Annotated in this window: 13 protein-coding genes; 10 read left to right on the top strand and 3 right to left on the bottom strand. The window is 60.8% G+C overall.

The window, feature by feature from the left end; translation table 11 throughout:
* Window positions 1–128 precede the first annotated feature (128 nt).
* Window positions 129–674, bottom strand: coding sequence for an FKBP-type peptidyl-prolyl cis-trans isomerase (locus LOX95_RS09770; RefSeq protein ID WP_242914298.1), 546 nt, complete (start codon window positions 672–674; stop codon window positions 129–131).
* A gap of 322 nt (window positions 675–996) precedes the next feature.
* Here LOX95_RS09770 and rpoB point away from each other — a divergent pair, with 322 nt between their 5' ends.
* Window positions 997–5112: a DNA-directed RNA polymerase subunit beta gene (gene rpoB, locus LOX95_RS09765; RefSeq protein ID WP_242914297.1), complete on the top strand. Its 4116-nt coding sequence runs from the start codon at window positions 997–999 to the stop codon at window positions 5110–5112.
* Between the two features lie 100 nt (window positions 5113–5212).
* Window positions 5213–9403 (top strand): DNA-directed RNA polymerase subunit beta', encoded by a 4191-nt coding sequence (gene rpoC / locus LOX95_RS09760; RefSeq protein WP_242914296.1) that lies wholly within the window; start codon window positions 5213–5215, stop codon window positions 9401–9403.
* Between the two features lie 71 nt (window positions 9404–9474).
* On the opposite strand, the gene LOX95_RS09755 is transcribed toward rpoC, so the two are convergent.
* Together LOX95_RS09755 and LOX95_RS09750 are read right to left on the bottom strand one after the other, a co-directional pair.
* Window positions 9475–10665, bottom strand: a complete 1191-nt coding sequence (locus tag LOX95_RS09755; protein WP_242914295.1) for a hypothetical protein — start codon at window positions 10663–10665, stop codon at window positions 9475–9477.
* A 111-nt stretch (window positions 10666–10776) separates the two neighbouring features.
* Window positions 10777–11586 carry a hypothetical protein gene (locus tag LOX95_RS09750; protein WP_242914294.1) on the bottom strand — a complete coding sequence of 270 codons (810 nt, stop codon included), beginning with the start codon at window positions 11584–11586 and terminating at the stop codon, window positions 10777–10779.
* Window positions 11587–11941: 355 nt separating this feature from the next.
* Here LOX95_RS09750 and rpsL point away from each other — a divergent pair, with 355 nt between their 5' ends.
* The 8 genes from rpsL to LOX95_RS09710 all read left to right on the top strand — a co-directional run bounded on the left by rpsL (window position 11942) and on the right by LOX95_RS09710 (window position 20590).
* Window positions 11942–12316, top strand: a complete 375-nt coding sequence (gene rpsL, locus LOX95_RS09745) for a 30S ribosomal protein S12 (protein WP_003165508.1) — start codon at window positions 11942–11944, stop codon at window positions 12314–12316.
* A gap of 45 nt (window positions 12317–12361) precedes the next feature.
* Window positions 12362–12835 carry a 30S ribosomal protein S7 gene (gene rpsG / locus LOX95_RS09740; protein WP_242914293.1) on the top strand — a complete coding sequence of 158 codons (474 nt, stop codon included), beginning with the start codon at window positions 12362–12364 and terminating at the stop codon, window positions 12833–12835.
* A 150-nt stretch (window positions 12836–12985) separates the two neighbouring features.
* Window positions 12986–15064 carry an elongation factor G gene (gene fusA, locus LOX95_RS09735; RefSeq protein ID WP_242914292.1) on the top strand — a complete coding sequence of 693 codons (2079 nt, stop codon included), beginning with the start codon at window positions 12986–12988 and terminating at the stop codon, window positions 15062–15064.
* Window positions 15065–15180: 116 nt separating this feature from the next.
* On the top strand, window positions 15181–16371 hold the full coding sequence (tuf, locus tag LOX95_RS09730; RefSeq protein ID WP_242914291.1) for an elongation factor Tu: 1191 nt from the start codon (window positions 15181–15183) through the stop codon (window positions 16369–16371).
* Between the two features lie 173 nt (window positions 16372–16544).
* The gene (locus tag LOX95_RS09725) at window positions 16545–17645 is read left to right on the top strand and encodes a GNAT family N-acetyltransferase (RefSeq protein WP_242914290.1); all 1101 of its coding nucleotides are present in this window, start codon (window positions 16545–16547) and stop codon (window positions 17643–17645) included.
* A 2-nt stretch (window positions 17646–17647) separates the two neighbouring features.
* Window positions 17648–18562: a cupin-like domain-containing protein gene (locus tag LOX95_RS09720; RefSeq protein ID WP_242914289.1), complete on the top strand. Its 915-nt coding sequence runs from the start codon at window positions 17648–17650 to the stop codon at window positions 18560–18562.
* Window positions 18563–18657: 95 nt separating this feature from the next.
* On the top strand, window positions 18658–19551 hold the full coding sequence (locus tag LOX95_RS09715) for a GIN domain-containing protein (RefSeq protein WP_242914288.1): 894 nt from the start codon (window positions 18658–18660) through the stop codon (window positions 19549–19551).
* 196 nt (window positions 19552–19747) lie between these two features.
* Complete coding sequence (locus LOX95_RS09710) at window positions 19748–20590, top strand: class I SAM-dependent methyltransferase (RefSeq protein WP_242914287.1); 843 nt, start codon at window positions 19748–19750, stop codon at window positions 20588–20590.
* The last annotated feature ends 53 nt before the right edge of the window (window positions 20591–20643 follow it).

The raw sequence follows: 20643 nt of genomic DNA, 5'->3' as shown, positions 1-20643 counted from the left end.
AAGGAAGGCCGCCAGGCGGCAAAAACATGTCGGGGGAAGGCAAGCCGCGCGCGCCGCCCTACGTCAAGCGTATTGCGGCCCGTCGGTGATTTTAATCCACGATTGCGGCCACTTGGGCTCGGTCGTGCTTACGGATTGACCTTCAAAAGTTCGACAGTGAACAGAAGGGCCGAGCCCGGCGGGATCAAGCTGCCGCCGACCCAACGCTCGCCGTAGGCCAGGTTGGCGGGGATGACGAACTCGTATTTTTCGCCTTCGCGCATCAGGCCCACGCCCTCGGTCCAGCCCTTGATAACGCGGTTCAAAGGGAAGCTGGTCGGTTCGTTGCGCGAATAGGAGCTGTCGAACTCGCGGCCGTCGATGAAGGTCCCGCGGTAATGAACGCTCACAGTGTCCGTCTCGGCGGGTTGCGGGGCATTGGGCTTAGCCTTGCCGACGCGGCGGTACTGCAGGCCGCTTTCGGTTGTCGTCCAGCCCCGCCGCGCCTTGTTCCAGTTTTGATAGGCAAGCTGTCCGGCTTCCCACGTGGCCTGCGCCGCGCGCTGTTCGGCGACGGCACGCTCATAGGCGACCATGGCGTCGGAAGGCGTTTCCTGCGCCATGGTAGAGACGGGCAGGGCCAGCAAGGTGGCGGCGATCAGGGTGGAGACAGCGCGATTCATGGGCTTAGGCATAACACGGAAACCGTAAGGTGCCAGAACCCGCTTAAAACGCCCAAAGGGTCTTTATTTTGCCGCGTCAAGCGTTATATATGGCCGCTTCGTAGATTCCATGAATCCGCGCATTAGCGCCGAGGCCCGGTTTGAAGCCCTCCAAACCGGTGCGAAGGCGTCGCTCCTTCCCAAGGGAGCGTGACATTTCAGGCATCCTGTTCTGCCCGGCAGTTCGAGGGTGGATGCCGAAAGACGTTTAACGGTCACGGACCGCCGATTGGCGTGCCGTGGCTGCTGCATTGAGAGCTGGGTCCTTCACGGGGCTCACTATTGGGAAAACAGAATGGCCAAGTCCACCGACGGTCTCGCCTTGGGCAAGATCGCAGCCGCGACCTCCTTCACTGGCAAGAAGCGCATTCGCTACAGCTTCGGGCGTATCCCGGAAGCCGTGCAGATGCCGAACCTGATCGAGGTTCAGCGCGCTTCCTACGAACAATTCCTGCAACGCGAGAGCCGTCCGGGCCTGCGTCGCGACGAAGGCATCGAAGCTGTCTTCAAGTCGGTCTTCCCGATCAAGGACTTCAACGAACGCGCTGTGCTCGAATACGTTTCGTACGAATTTGAAGAGCCGAAGTACGACGTTGAAGAATGCATCCAGCGCGACATGACCTATGCCGCGCCGTTGAAGGTCAAGCTGCGCCTCATCGTCTTCGAAACCGAAGAAGAAACCGGCGCGCGCTCGGTCAAGGACATCAAGGAACAAGATGTCTACATGGGCGACATTCCGCTCATGACCGAGAAGGGCACCTTCATCGTCAACGGCACCGAGCGCGTCATCGTTTCCCAGATGCACCGTTCGCCGGGCGTGTTCTTCGACCACGACAAGGGCAAGACCCACTCGTCGGGCAAGCTGCTGTTTGCTGCCCGCGTGATCCCTTACCGCGGTTCGTGGCTGGACTTCGAGTTCGATGCCAAGGACGTGGTTTACGTCCGTATCGACCGTCGTCGTAAGCTGCCGGCCACCACCTTCCTGTACTCGCTGGGTATGGACGGTGAGGAAATCCTCAAGACCTTCTACGAGACCGTCCCGTACGAAAAGCGCGGCGAAAACTGGGTCACCCCGTACAAGCCGGAACGCTGGCGCGGTGTGAAGCCGGAATTCGACCTGATCGACGCCGACACCGGCGAAGTGGTCGCTCCGGCTGGCCAGAAGATCTCGGCCCGTGCTGCCAAGAAGCTGCAAGACGCTGGTCTGCAGTCGCTGTCGCTGGCGGCCGATGCCCTGCTCGGCAAGTATCTGGCTGCTGACGCGGTCAACTACGAAACCGGCGAAATCTACGCCGAAGCCGGTGACGAACTGGACGCCGAGTCGATCGCTGTCCTGGAAGCTCAAGGCTTCTCGACCATCGACGTGCTGGACATCGACCACGTCACGGTCGGTGCCTACATGCGCAACACCCTGCGTATCGACAAGAACACGGGCCGCGAAGACGCTCTGTTCGACATCTATCGCGTGATGCGCCCGGGCGAGCCGCCGACGCCGGAAGCCGCCGAAGCGATGTTCAACTCGCTGTTCTTCGACGCCGAACGCTACGACCTGTCGGCCGTTGGTCGCGTCAAGATGAACATGCGTCTCGAAACGCCGGAAGTTTCGGACGAAATCCGCGTTCTTCGCAAGGATGACGTCCTGAAGGTTCTGCAGATCCTCGTGGGTCTGAAAGACGGCCGTGGCGAAATCGACGATATCGATAACCTGGGCAACCGTCGCGTTCGCTCGGTTGGCGAGCTGCTGGAAAACCAGTACCGCGTCGGCCTGCTGCGTATGGAACGCGCGATCAAGGAGCGTATGTCGTCGGTCGATATCGACACCGTCATGCCGCACGACCTGATCAACGCGAAGCCGGCCGCTGCTGCTGTTCGTGAATTCTTCGGCTCGTCGCAGCTGTCGCAGTTCATGGACCAAACCAACCCGCTATCGGAAATCACCCACAAGCGTCGCCTTTCGGCGCTTGGCCCAGGTGGTCTGACCCGCGAGCGTGCAGGCTTCGAAGTCCGCGACGTTCACCCGACGCACTATGGCCGTATCTGCCCGATTGAAACGCCGGAAGGCCCGAACATCGGTCTGATCAACTCGCTGGCCACCCACGCCCGCGTGAACAAGTACGGCTTCATCGAGTCGCCGTACCGTCGCGTGAAGGACGGCAAAGCTCAGGACGAGGTGGTCTACATCTCGGCTATGGAAGAAGCCCGCTACACGATCGCTCAGGCGAACATCGAGCTGAACAACGGCGAGATCGTCGAAGAAATCGTCCCGGGTCGTGTGAACGGTGAATCCCAGCTCCTGACCAAGGAGTCGGTGGACATGATGGACGTTTCGCCGAAACAGGTTGTTTCGGTCGCAGCGGCCCTGATCCCGTTCCTTGAAAACGATGACGCCAACCGCGCACTGATGGGCGCGAACATGCAACGTCAGGCCGTGCCGCTGGTCCAGACCGACGCCCCGCTGGTGGGTACCGGTATGGAAGCCGTTGTGGCGCGTGACTCGGGCGCTGTTGTGATCGCTCGCCGTGACGGTGTGGTCGAACAGATCGACGGTACCCGTATCGTTGTCCGTGCGACCTCGGACGTCGACGCCGGTCGTTCGGGCGTGGACATCTACCGCCTGTCGAAGTTCCAGCGTTCGAACCAGTCGACCTGCATCAACCAGCGCCCGATCGTGCGCGTGGGCGATGAAGTGAAGTCGGGCGACGTCATCGCTGACGGCCCGTCGACCGATCTGGGCGATCTGGCTCTGGGCCGTAACGTCCTCGTCGCCTACATGCCGTGGAACGGCTACAACTTCGAAGACTCCATCCTAATCTCCGAGCGCATCGTGCGCGATGACATCTTCACCTCGATCCACCTCGAGGAGTTTGAAGTCATGGCCCGCGACACCAAGCTTGGGCCAGAAGAAATCACCCGCGACATCCCGAACGTCGGCGAGGAAGCCCTGCGCAACCTCGACGAAGCCGGTATCGTTGCCATCGGTGCCGAAGTGCAACCGGGCGACATTCTGGTCGGTAAGGTGACGCCGAAGGGCGAAAGCCCGATGACCCCGGAAGAGAAGCTGCTGCGCGCCATCTTCGGCGAAAAGGCATCTGACGTCCGTGACACCTCGCTGCGTCTGCCGCCGGGCGTTGCCGGTACCATCGTTGACGTTCGCGTCTTCAACCGTCACGGCGTCGACAAGGACGAACGTGCTCAAGCTATCGAGCGCGCCGAAATCGAACGTCTGGGCAAGGACCGCGACGACGAGCTCAAGATCCTCGAGCGCAACGTCTATGGCCGTCTGAAGCCGCTGCTGCTGGGCAAGGTCGCTGTATCGGGTCCTAAGGGCATCGGTCGTGGCGAAATCACCGAAGACGCCATGAGCGAAGTCTCGAAGGGTCTGTGGTGGCAGATCGCCCTCGAAGACGAAAAGGCCATGGCTGAACTCGAAGCCATGAAGAAGCAGTTCGAGGACGCGCGTAAGCAACTGGACCGTCGTTTCGAAGACAAGGTCGAGAAGCTGCAACGCGGTGACGAACTGCCGCCGGGCGTCATGAAGATGGTCAAGGTCTTCGTTGCCGTGAAGCGCAAGCTTCAGCCGGGCGACAAAATGGCCGGCCGTCACGGCAACAAGGGCGTTATCTCCAAGATTCTGCCGATCGAGGACATGCCGCACCTTGAAGACGGTACGCACGTCGACATCGTTCTGAACCCGCTGGGCGTGCCTTCGCGCATGAACATCGGCCAGATCTTCGAAACCCACCTGGGTTGGGCATCGGCTGGCCTCGGCAAGCAGATCAAGGCCCTGCTCGAAGAGTGGATGGACGGCGGTGAACGCGAGCGTCTGACCAAGCGTCTGACCGAGATCTACGGCGAGGACACCCCTCTGCCGCAGACCGACGAGGAACTGATCGAGCTGGCTCAAAACCTCTCGAAGGGTGTTCCGTTCGCGACGCCGGTATTCGATGGTGCCCGCATTTCGGACATCGAAGACCGTCTGGAGTGGGCTGGTCTGGACCGCTCGGCGCAATCGATCCTGTACGACGGTCAAACCGGCGAGCAGTTCAAGCGTCCAGTCACCGTTGGCTATGTGTACATGCTGAAGCTGCACCACCTGGTCGACGACAAGATCCACGCCCGTTCGATTGGCCCGTACTCGCTCGTCACGCAGCAGCCGCTGGGTGGTAAGGCGCAGTTCGGCGGTCAGCGCTTCGGGGAAATGGAGGTCTGGGCTCTGGAAGCTTACGGCGCCGCCTACACCCTGCAGGAAATGCTGACGGTGAAGTCGGACGACGTGGCTGGCCGTACCAAGGTTTACGAGGCAATCGTCCGCGGCGACGACAGCTTCGAAGCCGGTATCCCGGAAAGCTTCAACGTCCTGATCAAGGAAATGCGCTCGCTGGGCCTGAACGTGGAGCTGGAGAACAGCTGATCCGAAAAGTTTCCCTCCCCGCAGCGGCGGGGAGGGGCCCTTTAAATCAGCCCCTCTGCTCTGAATGATTTTCGCGGCTCCTGCCGCAGAAGGAAAAAAGATGAACCAGGACGTCCTGAACATCTTCAACCCGGTCCCGGTCACCCCGACCTTCGACCAAATCAAAATCGCTCTGGCCTCGCCCGAGAAGATCCGTTCGTGGTCCTTCGGCGAAATCAAAAAGCCGGAAACCATTAACTACCGCACGTTCAAGCCGGAACGTGATGGCCTGTTCTGCGCCCGTATCTTTGGCCCGACCAAGGACTACGAATGCCTGTGCGGTAAGTACAAGCGCATGAAGTACAAGGGCATCATCTGCGAGAAGTGCGGCGTTGAAGTTACCCTGGCCCGCGTTCGTCGCGAGCGTATGGGTCACATCGACCTCGCTGCTCCGGTTGCCCACATCTGGTTCCTGAAGTCGCTTCCGTCGCGTATCTCGCTGATGCTCGACATGGCGCTGAAGGACGTTGAACGCGTTCTGTACTTCGAGAACTATATCGTCACCGAGCCGGGTCTGACCCCGCTGAAGCAGAACCAACTGCTGACGGAAGACGAGTTCTATCGCTATCAGGAAGAGTACGGCGACGACGGCTTCACCGCTGAAATCGGTGCCGAGGCTGTTCGCAACCTGCTGATGGCTATCGACCTGCACGCCGAGGCTGAAAAGCACCGCGCCGAGCTGGCCGACAGCCCGTCGGAAATGAAGGCCAAGAAGGCCTCCAAGCGCCTGAAGCTGCTGGAAGCCTTCATCGAGTCGGGCAACAAGCCGGAATGGATGATCCTGACGATCGTCCCGGTTATCCCGCCGGAACTGCGTCCGCTGGTTCCGCTGGACGGCGGCCGCTTTGCGACGTCGGATCTGAACGACCTCTACCGTCGTGTGATCAACCGTAACAACCGTCTGAAGCGCCTGATGGAGCTGCGCGCTCCTGATATCATCATCCGTAACGAAAAGCGGATGCTGCAGGAGTCGGTTGACGCCCTCTTCGACAACGGCCGTCGCGGCCGCGTCATCACCGGCGCTAACAAGCGTCCGCTGAAGTCGCTGGCTGACATGCTGAAGGGTAAGCAAGGTCGCTTCCGTCAGAACCTGCTCGGCAAGCGCGTCGACTACTCGGGCCGTTCGGTTATCACCGTGGGTCCGGAGCTGAAGCTGCACGAGTGCGGCCTGCCGAAGAAGATGGCTCTGGAGCTGTTCAAGCCGTTCATCTACGCACGTCTGGACGCCAAGGGCCTGTCGGGCACCGTCAAGCAGTCCAAGCGCATGGTTGAGCGCGAACAACCGGCCGTTTGGGATATCCTCGACGAGGTTATCCGCGAACACCCGGTGTTCCTGAACCGCGCACCGACGCTTCACCGACTGGGCATTCAGGCCTTCGAACCGAAGCTGATCGAAGGTAAGGCTATCCGCCTGCACCCGCTGGTCTGTACCGCGTTCAACGCTGACTTCGACGGCGACCAGATGGCCGTGCACGTTCCGCTGAGCCTCGAGGCCCAACTGGAAGCACGCGTCCTGATGATGTCGACGAACAACATCCTGTCGCCTGCCAACGGCAAGCCGATCATCGTACCGTCGCAGGATATCGTCCTGGGTCTGTACTACCTGTCGCTCGTCAAGGACGGCGAACCGGGTGAAGGCAAGCTGTTCGCCAACATGGGCGAAATCGACGCGGCTCTGGATGCTGGTGTTGTGACCCTGCACACCAAGATCAAGGCCCGTTGGACCGAGATGAATGCAGACGGCGAAGTTGTGACCAAGGTCATCGACTCCACGCCGGGCCGCATGAAGCTGGGCGCACTGCTGCCGATGAACAAGAACATCGGCTACCGTCTGGTCGACAAGAACCTGACCAAGAAGGAAATCGGTAACCTGATCGATCAGGTCTATCGTCACTGCGGTCAGAAGGCGACGGTCATCTTCGCCGACCAAATGATGGGCCTCGGCTTCAAGGAAGCTGCCAAGGCGGGTATCTCGGTCGGTAAGGACGACATCGTCATTCCGGACGCCAAGTACACCCTGGTCAACGAGACCCGCGCCCAGGTTGAAGAGTACGAGCAGCAATATGCTGACGGCCTCATCACCAAGGGCGAGAAGTACAACAAGGTCATCGACGCTTGGTCGAAGGCCTCGGACAAGATTTCGGACGCCATGATGGCCGAGATCGCCCGTCCGCGCGTACTGATCGAAGGCCAGAACCCGGACATCAACTCCGTGTACATGATGGCCAACTCGGGTGCTCGTGGTTCGCAAGCCCAGATGAAGCAGCTTGGCGGTATGCGCGGCCTGATGGCCAAGCCGTCGGGTGAGATCATCGAGACCCCGATTACCTCGAACTTCAAGGAAGGCCTGACCGTTCTGGAGTATTTCAACTCCACCCACGGTGCCCGTAAGGGTCTGGCCGATACCGCACTGAAGACCGCCAACTCGGGTTACCTGACCCGTCGTCTGGTGGACGTTGCCCAGGACTCGATCGTGACGGAGGAGGACTGCGGTTCGACCCGTGGCATCACCCTGCGCGCCGTGACCGAAGGCGGTGACGTTCTGGTTTCGCTGGGCCAACGTGTTCTGGGTCGCTATGCGGCAGAGGACATCAAGGAGCCGGGTACGGACAACGTTCTGTTCCCTGCCGACACCTACCTCGAGGAAGAACAAGTCGACGTCATCGACGAGGCTGGCGTTGCCTCGATCAAGGTCCGTTCGGCCCTGACCTGTGAAGCCGAAGCCGGTATCTGCGCCCACTGCTATGGTCGCGACCTGGCTCGCGGCACCAATGTGAACATGGGTGAAGCTGTCGGCGTTATCGCTGCACAGTCGATTGGTGAGCCGGGTACCCAGCTGACCATGCGTACCTTCCACATCGGCGGTACCGCACAGGTTTCGGAAACTTCGTTCTACGAAGCGACCAACGCCGGTGTTGCCAAGATTGCTGGCCCGACCGTTACCGCGCCTCACGGCGATCTGGTGGCGATGAGCCGCAACGTTGTCGTCTCCATCATGGTCGACGGCAAGGAACGCGAAACCCACAAGGTGCCTTACGGTGCTCGCCTGCGCGTCAAGGAAGGCGCGGAAGTGGCCAAGGGCGCTCGCGTGGCCGAGTGGGATCCGTACACCAACCCGATCATCACCGAAGTGGGCGGCAACATCCGCTTCGAGGATCTGGTCGAAGGTCTGTCCGTCAAGGAAGAGACCGACGAGGCAACCGGTATCGCACAACGCGTTGTGTCGGACTGGCGTGCAAGCCCGCGTGGTTCGGACCTGCGTCCGGCCCTGGGTCTGATCCAAGGCGAGGGCTATGCCCGTCTGGCTTCGGGCTCTGACGCCCGTTACCTGCTGCCGGTTGGCGCCATTCTGTCGGTGTCGAACGGTGACGAGGTCAAGCCGGGTGAAGTTATCGCCCGGATCCCGACCGAAGGTGCCAAGACCCGCGACATCACCGGCGGTCTGCCGCGCGTTGCCGAACTGTTCGAAGCCCGCCGTCCGAAGGATTGCGCTGTCATCGCCGAAATGGATGGCCGCGTTGAGTTCGGTCGTGACTACAAGAACAAGCGTCGTATCAAGATCACGCCGGAGCCGGATGCCGATGGCAACCAAGGCGAAGCCGTTGAATTCCTGATCCCGAAGGGCAAGCACATCTCCGTCCACGACGGCGATCTGATCCAGAAGGGCGACTACATCATCGACGGCAACCCGGATCCGCACGATCTGCTGCGCATCCAAGGCGTCGAAGCTCTGGCCGAGTACCTCGTCAACGAGGTGCAGGAAGTCTACCGTCTGCAAGGCGTGCCGATTAACGACAAGCACATCGAAGTGATCGTGCGTCAGATGCTGCAGAAGGTCGAAGTCATCGACTCCGGCGAGACCACCCTCATCAAGGGTGACACCGTCGAAGTGGCTGAGGCCGAGCTCGAGAATGCCAAGGTCGAGAAGCGCGGTGGCCGTCTGGCTGTCACGCAACCGGTCCTGCTGGGCATCACCAAGGCGTCGCTGCAAACCCGCAGCTTCATCTCGGCGGCATCGTTCCAGGAGACCACCCGCGTGCTTACCGAGGCTTCGGTCCATGGCAAGAAGGACACGCTGGAAGGCCTCAAGGAAAACGTCATCGTCGGCCGCCTTATCCCGGCCGGTACGGGTGCTTACCTGCGTGCCATGCAGAAGATCGCCAACGAGCGCGACGCCGAGCTTACCCAAGCTCGCGAAGACGCGGTCGAGCCGCTGCCGGCCGATCTGGCTCTGGAACTGGATCAAGGCTGATCCAGACTTCCGGCCTAGGCTGAAAGAAAAGAAGGGCGGTGTCGCAAGACACCGCCCTTTTTGCTTTCCGCTTAGTCGTTACCGCGAGGTGGTGGTCGCGGGCCGTTGCTGGCACCGATCTGTTGCTGAAGTTTGCTCACCCCGCGATCGGTACCTGACATGGCATCCAGTTCGGCACCGCGACCCGAGCCCGTGGTATCGAGAATGGGGTTGCCCGTTCCGCCCGATGCGGGCCGGCGGAGGGCCTCATAGTTTTCCATGCGGGCAGCGCCGACAGCACCCAGTTGAGCATCGCGGGCTCCATTGCCGCTGCCCTGAACGCGGACGCCCCGCTCAATCGCCTGACGGATGCGGCGCTGGTCCGCGCTGTCGCACGACAGGCGCTGGATGTCGCTGAGCATCTGGGGCTGGGTGCAGTCCACGGGCGTGGACCCCTGCCCATAATAGATGCGGCCCGTCTGGGTGGCCGTGTTGCCCGCCAGCCCGCCCTGACCCGCCATGGGGTCGGTGCGTTGACCGCCTTGCGAGCGCGCGGCTCCACCCGCCTCGGGGCGATAAGTCCACGCGTCGTCCAGCGCACCGCCCCGTGCAGCGGCGGCCAAGGCAGCTTCGGCTTCATCGTCGATCCGCGCCCGGCGCGGGATAGGCGTATCCGGAGAGCCCATGTCGGACTGGGACGCCTGACCTTCGCGCTCTGCGGACTGTAGGGAAGGGAGAGCAGAGCTGTCCAGGGGCGCGATCTGCGTGTTCGCCGTCGGACCATCGATGGCTTCGATAACAGGGCGGGTCACCGGCGCGGCCAGGCCGGGCAGGGTGCTATTGTTCAGGTCACTGACCTGTGCGCCCTGCGTCATTTCCAGACGTTCTGAAACCTGCGGCTTTTGCTCGACGATCTGCGGCAGGATTGCCGAAAGCTGTTCCTGGGTGATCTGCGGGTTGGCGGCGACGATCTTTTCGATCAGCTGCTCGCGAACGGGATCGACCTTGGTTTCTTCAGGGAGGGGGACGTCGGTCTCTTCGACGACGGGCGGCTGCTCACGACGCTCCTGAGGCTTGGGCGTCGGTCGCGGTGTATCGCGCGGCATGTCGATCCAAACCTCGAAGCTGTCATCGTCCTCGAACTTCGGCAGGAACACCGTATTGAGCGCGACCGGCACCAATACGGCGATGTGGATCAGCGCAGATGCCACCAGCAATGCACCGCGCTGACGGCGCGGCGAGGGCGTAATAGGCGGCGGGGGTGCCGACAGGCTGAAACTCATGGGCTACCTCTAAGGGAGGTTCTGGGGCACGCCATACGGACAACCTCACAAGAGCCGAGTCACGGCGTTACCGCCAGTGTGTCACATGAAGTTGAGAACGCTGATTTCTTGTTAATGCGGTGTCCGTTGGATCCGGTCCTCGGGAGGGCCGTCGCGTCGCTTGGTCTGAACCGGCCCATAAGCGTCCGGTTGAAGCGATGAATCGAGGTGCCGCCCTGCGGGACCGATACCAAGATTGGACCCTACACTGTCGGAGGGACGACCGTTGCCGACTTCGTCATTCGTTATGGGAAGGCGGCGGGAGTTGAAGTTACGAAGTCGCGCCGTGCCTTCGCGCTGAAGCGCGCCGTCGCGGCGAGCGTCGCCCGTTCCGGTAATACGCTGACCGCGTTCCAATTCCCGGACGGCGCGGTTGGTGGCTCGCTCATTACATATGGCCCGCTCGCTGTCGGACAACCGCTCGGGATAGTCGCACCCGATAGGGGAGGTGCGTAGGGTCCGCGCTACGGCGCTGCCTGTACTTTCAGGACGATAGGCCCATTGGCCATTGGAAGGCTGGGACGTTGGCCCGGTGTCCGCATCTGCCGAAGAGGCCACCCCTGTCGTCGCGGGCAGATTGCGGGCTTCACGAGGGACCGGCGTTGTGGGTGCTCCGCGTGAAGGGGACGTAGAATCGGAGGCGGCGGATTCGCGAGGACGCACGCGCGCGGGAACCTCGCGGGGGAGGACGACAGGTTCTATATCTACATAGATGGTGGGCCGCGAGGCGTTGTCATCCCGCCTGAGGGGCTGGGGTGCCCAGATCAGGCCCAGAGCCAATACACCGAGGTGGAATACGACGGACGCAACGACCCACACCGCCTTGCTCGGCTTGGGTTTTTCCGGGGGCAGGAAGGCAATCGGCAGGTGCACCGTCGTCAAGGAATGTCCTCCAACCCTGCACGCTTGCGAAATATTACGTTGGAAAAGTGGCGTTACATATTACCTAATTCTAAACGCGGATATCAGACGAACTTGACGGACAGCCCCCACACACGTACAAGCCGCTCACTTTCGAGACGTGGGCAGTTCGCTGTCCGCTGAACGAGTGACAACTTGACGGTCGGGCTGTGTCCCGCCGGAACGCCCAAAGCGCGCGTTCCGGTTTTTCCGTTTGGAAGACGCTCTTTCGGCTCGAATACCAACCCCGGGCGACCTTAGGGTCGTTCAAAAGAAGGCAATGAGGCGCTCCGGCCGAAAGGCACACGCCTCCACATCGAAAAAGAGACGAATTCGAATGCCCACGATCAACCAGCTGATCCGCAAGCCGCGTAAGCCGAAGCCCGTTCGTAACAAGGTTCCGGCCCTCGAGGGTTCGCCCCAGCGCCGCGGCGTTTGCACCCGCGTTTACACCACGACCCCGAAGAAGCCGAACTCGGCACTTCGTAAGGTTGCCAAGGTTCGCCTGGCAAAGAACGGCGTTGAAGCTGTTTGCTACATCCCGGGTGAAGGCCACAACCTGCAAGAGCACTCGGTTGTGCTCATCCGCGGCGGCCGCGTGAAGGACCTTCCGGGTGTCCGTTACCACATCCTGCGCGGTGTGCTGGATACCCAAGGCGTTAAGGACCGTAAGCAACGTCGTTCGCACTACGGTGCGAAGCGTCCGAAATAAGCCATTCGCGTTCCTGCGCTCTACAAGATTTAAGAGGATACTCTCATGTCCCGTCGTCACCGCGCCCAGAAGCGTGAAGTTCTGCCGGATCCCAAGTTTGGTGATCTGATCGTTACCAAGTTCATGAACTACGTCATGTACGAAGGTAAGAAGGCTGTTGCCGAAAACATCGTTTACGGTGCTTTCGACATCCTGGCTGAAAAGAAGAAAGACCAGACCGCAGTGGAAACCTTCCACCAGGCTCTGGAAAACGTCGCTCCGTCGGTCGAAGTTCGTTCGCGCCGCGTGGGTGGTGCTACCTACCAGGTTCCGGTTGAAGTTCGTCCGGACCGTCGTCGCGCCCTGGCCATCCGTTGGCTGGTAAACGCTGCTCGCAAGCGTGGTGAAAACACCATGACCGAGAAGCTGGCTGCTGAACTGTTGGACGCCTCGAACAACCGCGGCACCTCGGTCAAGAAGCGCGAAGACACCCACAAGATGGCCGAAGCCAACCGCGCCTTCAGCCACTACCGCTGGTAAGCGTCTTAAAACCGTCCTCGTACCCCGGTATGAGGACGGACGCGATCTAAGACGATCTGGCGCGGGCATTCTGATTGAATCGCCCGCGCCGTCATATCCGACACAACGGGGCGCTCGCGGCGTCCGCGAGTACTCCGGAAGGCAAGACCAATGGCCCGTACACACAAAATCGAAGACTACCGTAACTTCGGTATCATGGCTCACATCGACGCGGGTAAGACCACGACGACCGAGCGCATCCTGTTCTACACCGGTAAGAACCACAAAATGGGCGAGACGCACGATGGTGCCTCGACCATGGACTGGATGGACCAGGAACAAGAACGCGGTATCACCATCACCTCGGCTGCTACCACCGCCTTCTGGCAAGGTAAGCGCCTGAACATCATCGACACCCCAGGCCACGTTGACTTCACCATCGAAGTCGAACGTTCGCTGCGCGTGCTCGACGGTGCTGTGACCGTTCTGGACGGTAACGCCGGCGTTGAGCCGCAGACCGAAACCGTCTGGCGTCAGGCTGACAAGTACAAAGTTCCGCGTATCGTGTTCGTCAACAAGATGGACAAGATCGGTGCTGACTTCGACAAGTCGGTTGAATCGATCCGCGATCGCCTGGGCGCCAAGGCTGTGCCGATCCAACTGCCGATCGGTTCGGAATCGAACCTGAAGGGCGTTGTCGACCTGGTCGAAATGAAGGCCCTGATCTGGGAAACCGACGCTGTTGGCGCTGCTGCTGACGTCCGCGAAATCCCGGCCGACATGGCTGACGCTGTTGCTGCAGCGCGTCAGTACCTTGTCGATAACGCCGTCGAAATCGACGACGAAGCCATGGAAGCTTACCTCGGTGGCGACGAGCCGTCGGTTGAAGTGCTGAAGCGCTGCATCCGTAAGGCTGTTATCGAAGGTCACTTCTACCCGATCCTCGCTGGCTCGGCCTTCAAGAACAAGGGCGTTCAGCCGCTGCTCGACGCAGTAGTTGACTACCTGCCTTCGCCGCTCGACATCCCGGCAACCCCGGGCATCGACTTCAAGACCGAAGAGCCGGTTACCCGTAAGGCTTCGGACGAAGAGCCGCTGTCGGTTCTGGCGTTCAAGATCATGGACGACCCGTTCGTTGGTTCGATCACCTTCTGCCGCCTGTACTCGGGCACGATGGAAACCGGCCAGTCGCTGCTGAACTCGACCCGTGACAAGCGTGAGCGCGTCGGTCGTATGCTGCAGATGCACTCGAACAACCGTGAAGACATCAAGGAAGCCTATGCTGGCGACATCGTCGCTCTGGCAGGCCTCAAGGAAACCCGCACCGGCGACACCCTGTGTGATCCGCTGAAGTCGCCGGTCATCCTCGAGCGCATGGAATTCCCGGCACCGGTTATCGAAATCGCTGTTGAGCCGAAGACCAAGGCCGACCAAGAGAAGCTGGGCGTGGCTCTGGCCAAGCTGGCTTCGGAAGATCCTTCGTTCACCGTTTCGACCGACCACGAGTCGGGCCAAACGATCCTGAAGGGCATGGGCGAGCTGCACCTCGACATCAAGATCGACATCCTGAAGCGTACCTACAAGGTCGAAGCGACCATCGGTGCTCCGCAGGTTGCCTATCGTGAATCGATCGGCAAAAAGGTCGAGATCGACTACACCCACAAGAAGCAAACCGGTGGTACCGGTCAGTTTGCACGCGTCAAGCTGGTCTTCGAGCCGGGTGAACCGGGTTCGGACTTCGTGTTCGAGTCGGCCATCGTCGGCGGTGCTGTTCCGAAGGAATACATCCCTGGTGTTGAAAAGGGCCTGAAGTCGGCCAAGGAAAACGGCCTGCTGGCTGGCTTCCCGGTCATCGACGTCAAGGCAACCCTGATCGACGGCGCCTTCCACGACGTCGACTCCTCGGTCCTGGCCTTCGAAATCGCTTCGCGCGCTGCCTTCAAGGAACTGAAGGAAAAGGGTGCACCGAAGCTGCTCGAGCCGATCATGGCCGTCGAAGTTGTGACCCCGGAAGAGTACCTGGGTTCGGTCATCGGTGACCTGAACGGTCGTCGTGGTATGATCCAAGGCCAAGACATGCGCGGTAACGCGGTTGTCGTGAACGCCTTCGTGCCGCTGGCCAACATGTTCGGTTACGTGAACACCCTGCGCGGTATGTCGCAAGGTCGTGCACAGTTCACCATGCAGTACGACCACTATGAGCCGGTGCCGCAACACGTCGCCGACGAAGTGATCAAGAAGTACGCCTAATCAGCCGTCTTTTTGACGACTGAGACTTGAAATCGGGGCGGTTTGGTAACAAATCGCCCCCCATCGATATCCCCAAACTAAATGGTCCCCGGTTCGGGGATTCCAGGAGCTAGAAAATGGCCAAGGAAAAGTTCGAACGCACTAAGCCGCACTGCAACATCGGCACCATCGGTCACGTTGACCATGGCAAGACCACGCTGACGGCTGCGATCACCATCACGCTGGCTAAGGCCGGTGGCGCGACTGCAAAGAACTACGCAGACATCGACGCTGCTCCGGAAGAAAAAGCACGCGGCATCACCATCAACACCGCGCACGTTGAGTACGAGACGGCTAACCGTCACTACGCCCACGTGGACTGCCCGGGTCACGCCGACTACGTGAAGAACATGATCACCGGTGCTGCCCAGATGGACGGTGCTATCCTGGTTTGCTCGGCCGCTGACGGCCCGATGCCGCAAACCCGCGAGCACATCCTGCTGTCGCGTCAGGTTGGCGTTCCGGCACTGGTCGTGTTCCTGAACAAGGTTGACATGGTCGACGACGAAGAGCTGCTCGAGCTCGTCGAAATGGAAGTTCGTGAACTTCTGTCGTCGTACAACTTCCCGGGTGACGACATTCCGGTGATCAAGGGTTCGGCTCTGGCCGCCGTTGAAGACCGCGATGCTGCCATCGGTCAAGACGCCGTTCTGAAGCTGATGGAAGCTGTCGACAGCTACATCCCGCAGCCGGAACGTCCGATCGACCAAGCCTTCCTGATGCCGGTTGAAGACGTATTCTCGATCTCGGGTCGTGGTACGGTTGTGACCGGTCGCGTTGAGCGCGGCATCGTCAAGGTCGGTGAAGAAGTCGAAATCGTCGGCATCCGTCCGGTTCAAAAGACGACCTGCACGGGCGTCGAAATGTTCCGCAAGCTGCTGGACCAAGGTCAAGCTGGTGACAACGTCGGCGTTCTGCTGCGCGGCACCAAGCGTGAAGACGTTGAGCGCGGCCAAGTGCTGTGCAAGCCGGGTTCGATCACCCCGCACACCAAGTTCGTTGCTGAGGCCTACATCCTCACCAAGGAAGAGGGCGGCCGCCACACCCCGTTCTTCACCAACTACCGTCCGCAGTTCTACTTCCGCACCACCGACGTGACCGGCATCGTTCACCTCAAGGAAGGCGTGGAAATGATCATGCCGGGCGACAACGCCGAGCTGGACGTCGAGCTGATCACCCCGATCGCCATGGAAGAGAAGCTGCGCTTCGCTATCCGTGAAGGCGGCCGCACCGTCGGTGCCGGCGTCGTTTCGAAGATCGTTGCCTAAGCAACAGCTTTGATCCGACCCTGACGGACAACCGTCAGTGACGACAAAACAAGACGGCCCTCCGGAGAAATCCGGGGGGCCGTTTTTGTTTGGACGAGGGGCATTGTGTTTGGATTTTGGTTTCCATTTCACCTTACACTGATCGTGCAAATAGGTTGGGGGACCTTAGGGGAATGGAGATCAGCGCCGAGTGCCTGACGGTGGATGGGTTGTCTGCAGACGACCGCGCCCGCTGGTGTGCGTGGCAGGCCGCTGACGCCGCGCGCTCAAGCCCCTTCTTCCGCATCGAGTTCACGGACGCGGTGGCAGCTGTGGCCCCCGACGTATTCGTCCTGAAGATCTGGCAGGCGGGCGAGGTGGTTGGCTACTGGCCGCATCAGCGTCGCGGCGGGACACTTTATCCGGTCGGTGCGCCGCTGAATGATTACCACGGGGTCATCGGGCCGGCGGCGACTTTGGTGTCCCTTTCCTTATTGGTGACGTTGGCGAACGGTCGCCGCCTCAGTGCCAACAGTTGGGTAGGGCGGGCACCGGCCGGATTGCCGCTAGCCACCTGTCAGGCCGATCTGTCGGGCATATCCTACGATGAATGGTACGGGCAGCAGAGCTCTGCATTTGCGAAATACTATAAGGACAAGGCACGCAGCCGGCGCGGACTGGAGCAGTCTCTTGGACCTGTGTCGGTGCGCTGTGATGTTCGCGAGCCCCAGGTGCTGGATCAACTGATCGCCCTGAAACGCGAGCAGTACCGCCGCACCGGACGGCACGACATTTTCGCGGCATGCTGGACGCGTCAGCTTTTGCACCGGCTGCTGGTGCAGCAAGAGGATTTCGGGGCGTCAGTGGCGGCGCTTTACGCCGGTGACACACTGGTGGCGCTGGAACTCAGCCTTCACGCAGGGAGTGTGTGGCACTTCTGGTTCCCCGCCTATCTGCCACAGGGAGCGCGCTATTCGGCGGGGATCTGGCTCAGTCTTGAAACCATCCGCGTCAAGCGGGCCGAGGGCTTTACGGAGTTTGACTACGGGTTTGTGGGCGAGCCCTACAAAAAGTATTTCTGCAATCGCACACGCGAAGTCGCAGAGGTGACGGTTGGACAGCCTTCGTGGGTCGACCACGTGGGGAGGGTTGTCAGAAACGAGCGCGTGCTGGTGAGCGCGCGACGACGGTGGGCTGCGATTGATGCGAGCGAGACGGGCGGGCTGGGGAAGGGCCGCGGTCTCCTTCTTGCAGGCAAGAGCATGGCCAGCCGGATACGGACGGGGGAGTCCTGAGAATGCATGATTATGGCACGAAGCGTGAGCTGGGTCCGATACGCCAAAGCGCGGTTTACACCCACGGGCTGGATAGCGCGGAACTCACCGGCGATGCGGCGCTGGCGGCGTTGCTGGACCGCTATCCAGAAGAACTGATCGACATCAACGAATATCGCTTCGACGAGCGCGGACAGGTTACCTTGCGCGCGGGCACAAGAGGCGATGCCACCGGGGCGGAACTCCTGGAAGCGGTCCGCAGAGCGCGCATCTGGGTCAATCTCCGCGGCATTGAGGATCAGTGGCTGGAACTGTGGTCGCGGGCGACGGATGCTTTCGGGGACATTGCAGCGGCCTACCCATCGTTACGGGCCATCAAACGTTCGGGACAGTTGATCATCTCGTCGCCCGGAACCCGCGTGCCGTATCACTTTGATCCGGCCGGCGTAGTGCTGTTCCACATGCGCGGGATCAAACGCATGTTTGTTTACCCATCTGATGAAGCCCATCTACCGGAAGTCACGATGGAAAGAGTTGTGGCCCGTCAGACGTCCGAAGAAGTGCCCTACAGTCTCGAGTTCGAGGCAGATGCGCAGGTGTTCGAACTACACCCGGGCGAGGCGCTGGCGTGGCCATTGTACGCGCCGCACCGCGTCGAGAATGTCGATGGTCTCTGTGTGAGCCTGTCGATGGAATACCAGACCTGGGAGAGCCGCGCCCGAACGGGGGCCCTATATACCCACGCCTATATGCGCACGCGCGGACTTAATCCGCCCGCCGTGTCGACCGTAAACGGTCCAGCGCTGGCTATGAAGTGGGCGATGTCTGTGCCCCTGAGGCGCATGATGGTCCTCGGGAACCGCATTGCGGCGATCCCGCGCGAGTTTGTGGCGGATCCTACGGCCAGTGGAGGGCTGCGGATTCAGGCGCAAGATTAAAAGGGCTTAATGACAGGCTTTTAAGCGGACATCGGATCAGCCTTGGGTCAGCATGCTTCCAACAACGGCGACGTGGCCGAACAAGGAGACTGACGATGAAACAGACCCTGACCCTGCTTTTGGCCGGTGCCGCAGTTGCGACCCTTGGTGGTGGTGCAGCGAGCGCCCAGTCCGTCCGCGTCGACAACGCGATTGCCCGCGTCGTCTACATGCCGGAGGCCCGCTCCGACATTGCGGTGGAGGTCCAGCAAGGTAACAGCAACCTGCCCGCCTTGGAAGTTGTCCGCGAGGGCGGAAACGTTCGCATCGACGGCAACATATACCGCCGTGGACTGCGCACCCGCGCTTTGAGCTGCGAAGGCGGAAGGCGCGGAGATACCCCACCTTCGCGCCCCGGTGAGGGGGCCTCCGCCTCTGTGCGCGGCACGGGTCGTGTCGAGTTGTCCAACGCTCCGCTGATTATCATCCGTGGCCCCCGCGACGCGGATGTGCGAACCGACGGCGCCGTCTTTGGCGCGATCGGGCGAGGGGCGGAGAACGTTCGTCTGGCCCATTCGGGTTGCGGCAACTGGGTCATTGCCAACGTCGCCAACGACACCAAGGTGAGCATCGGGGGCTCGGGAGACGTGTGGACCGGAAGTGCTCGCAAGCTGGATGTCTCGATCGGTGGCAGCGGAGATATCCGTTCCACGGCGGTTGGCGACCTCTCGATCAATATTGCCGGTTCGGGCGATGTCGAAGTCCAGCGGGCCGAGGGCGACGCCCGCATTTCCATCGCGGGCTCAGGTGATGTTGACATCACCGACGGCCGCATCGGCCAGTTGCAGGTCAACATTATGGGCTCTGGCGATGTGCAGGTGGGCGGTGTTGTTCGCGATGTCTCGGCAAGCATCGCCGGCGCAGGCGATATCGTGATCGATCGTGTGACCGGCAATGTGAGCAAACGTGCCGTCGGTTCGGGTGACGTACGGGTGCGTCGTCGGGACTAGGGGCGATTAACGTCACCCCGCTTGCCAAATGAGTTGATCCCCGGAGTTCTATCTATAACGTTGTTAGCTAGAATCAATCCGGCTTCGGCTTAGAGTGAGGGCAGGCGTTCACATGGGGCATATGGGTAAGTTTGAGAGTGCTCTTCGCGAGATCTCCCATGGAGACCATCTTTGGGAGGAGCACCTCAAATACATCTTGAGCGGCAACGAACGTGGTGCAGAGATCGTCGATAAGATGGTCACGCACTTTACCGGCCCGTTAGCCGACAAGCGCGTACTCGACATCGGCTGTGGTTATGGCGGGGTCTGCATCGCAGCGGCCCAGCAAGGGGCCACGGTTCGCGGCATAGAGGTCGGCGAGTCCGAGCTGAAGTATTTTGCTCTCAACCTCGAGGACAATAACGCGCTCGACACCGTCGAAATCACCTACGGCGATGCCGACGACATCGACTTCATGGAAAGTCTGGGCAAGTTCGATCTGGTTGTCTGTGACAATGTGCTGGAGCACGTGCCTGACAGCCACCGGCTGATCTACAATATCGCGCAGGCCATGAACGAGCAGGCACGGTGCTATGTGACGGTGCCGAACTACCAGTCGCTGGGCCAAGTGCTGATGGAGTGCCACAACCGCGAGTTCGGACTGTCGCTGCTGAACCGCTTCGATGCCCAGAAGCTGTATGAAGCCCGCGGTCACTATGGCACCTACTCGGTCGGCGACTACTTCGACTACAACCAGTACATCGCCATGTTCGCGATCAACGGACTGGCGGCTGTGAACATCGTGCCGGTGTTCATGGAAGGCAGCCACATGGGCGAGGTTATGGACCTGCTGGCGCAGATCAAGGCCAAGCGTGCGGCAATGCCGGTAGAGATCGAGATCGAAGCTCTGACGGCTCAGCACCTCGACCACTACATTGATCGGGTAGAGCGGCGCCTCGCCGAATTGCAGCGCGCACCGACTGACTGGCGCCGCGTGGAGTTCTTCCGTGACTTCATGTCCCAGCGACTGGACTTCGTGGCCTCGCACCGGGCCTACTGAGCGTCAGGCAACAAAAAAGGCCCCGGTGGAAATCCACCGGGGCCTTTTCTGTG

Origin of the sequence: Brevundimonas pishanensis, from assembly GCF_022750635.1 — a bacterium.
GTDB lineage: Bacteria > Pseudomonadota > Alphaproteobacteria > Caulobacterales > Caulobacteraceae > Brevundimonas > Brevundimonas pishanensis.
The sequence above is the reverse complement of the archived record's forward strand: the minus strand, read 5'-3'. Positions and strand labels throughout refer to the sequence as shown.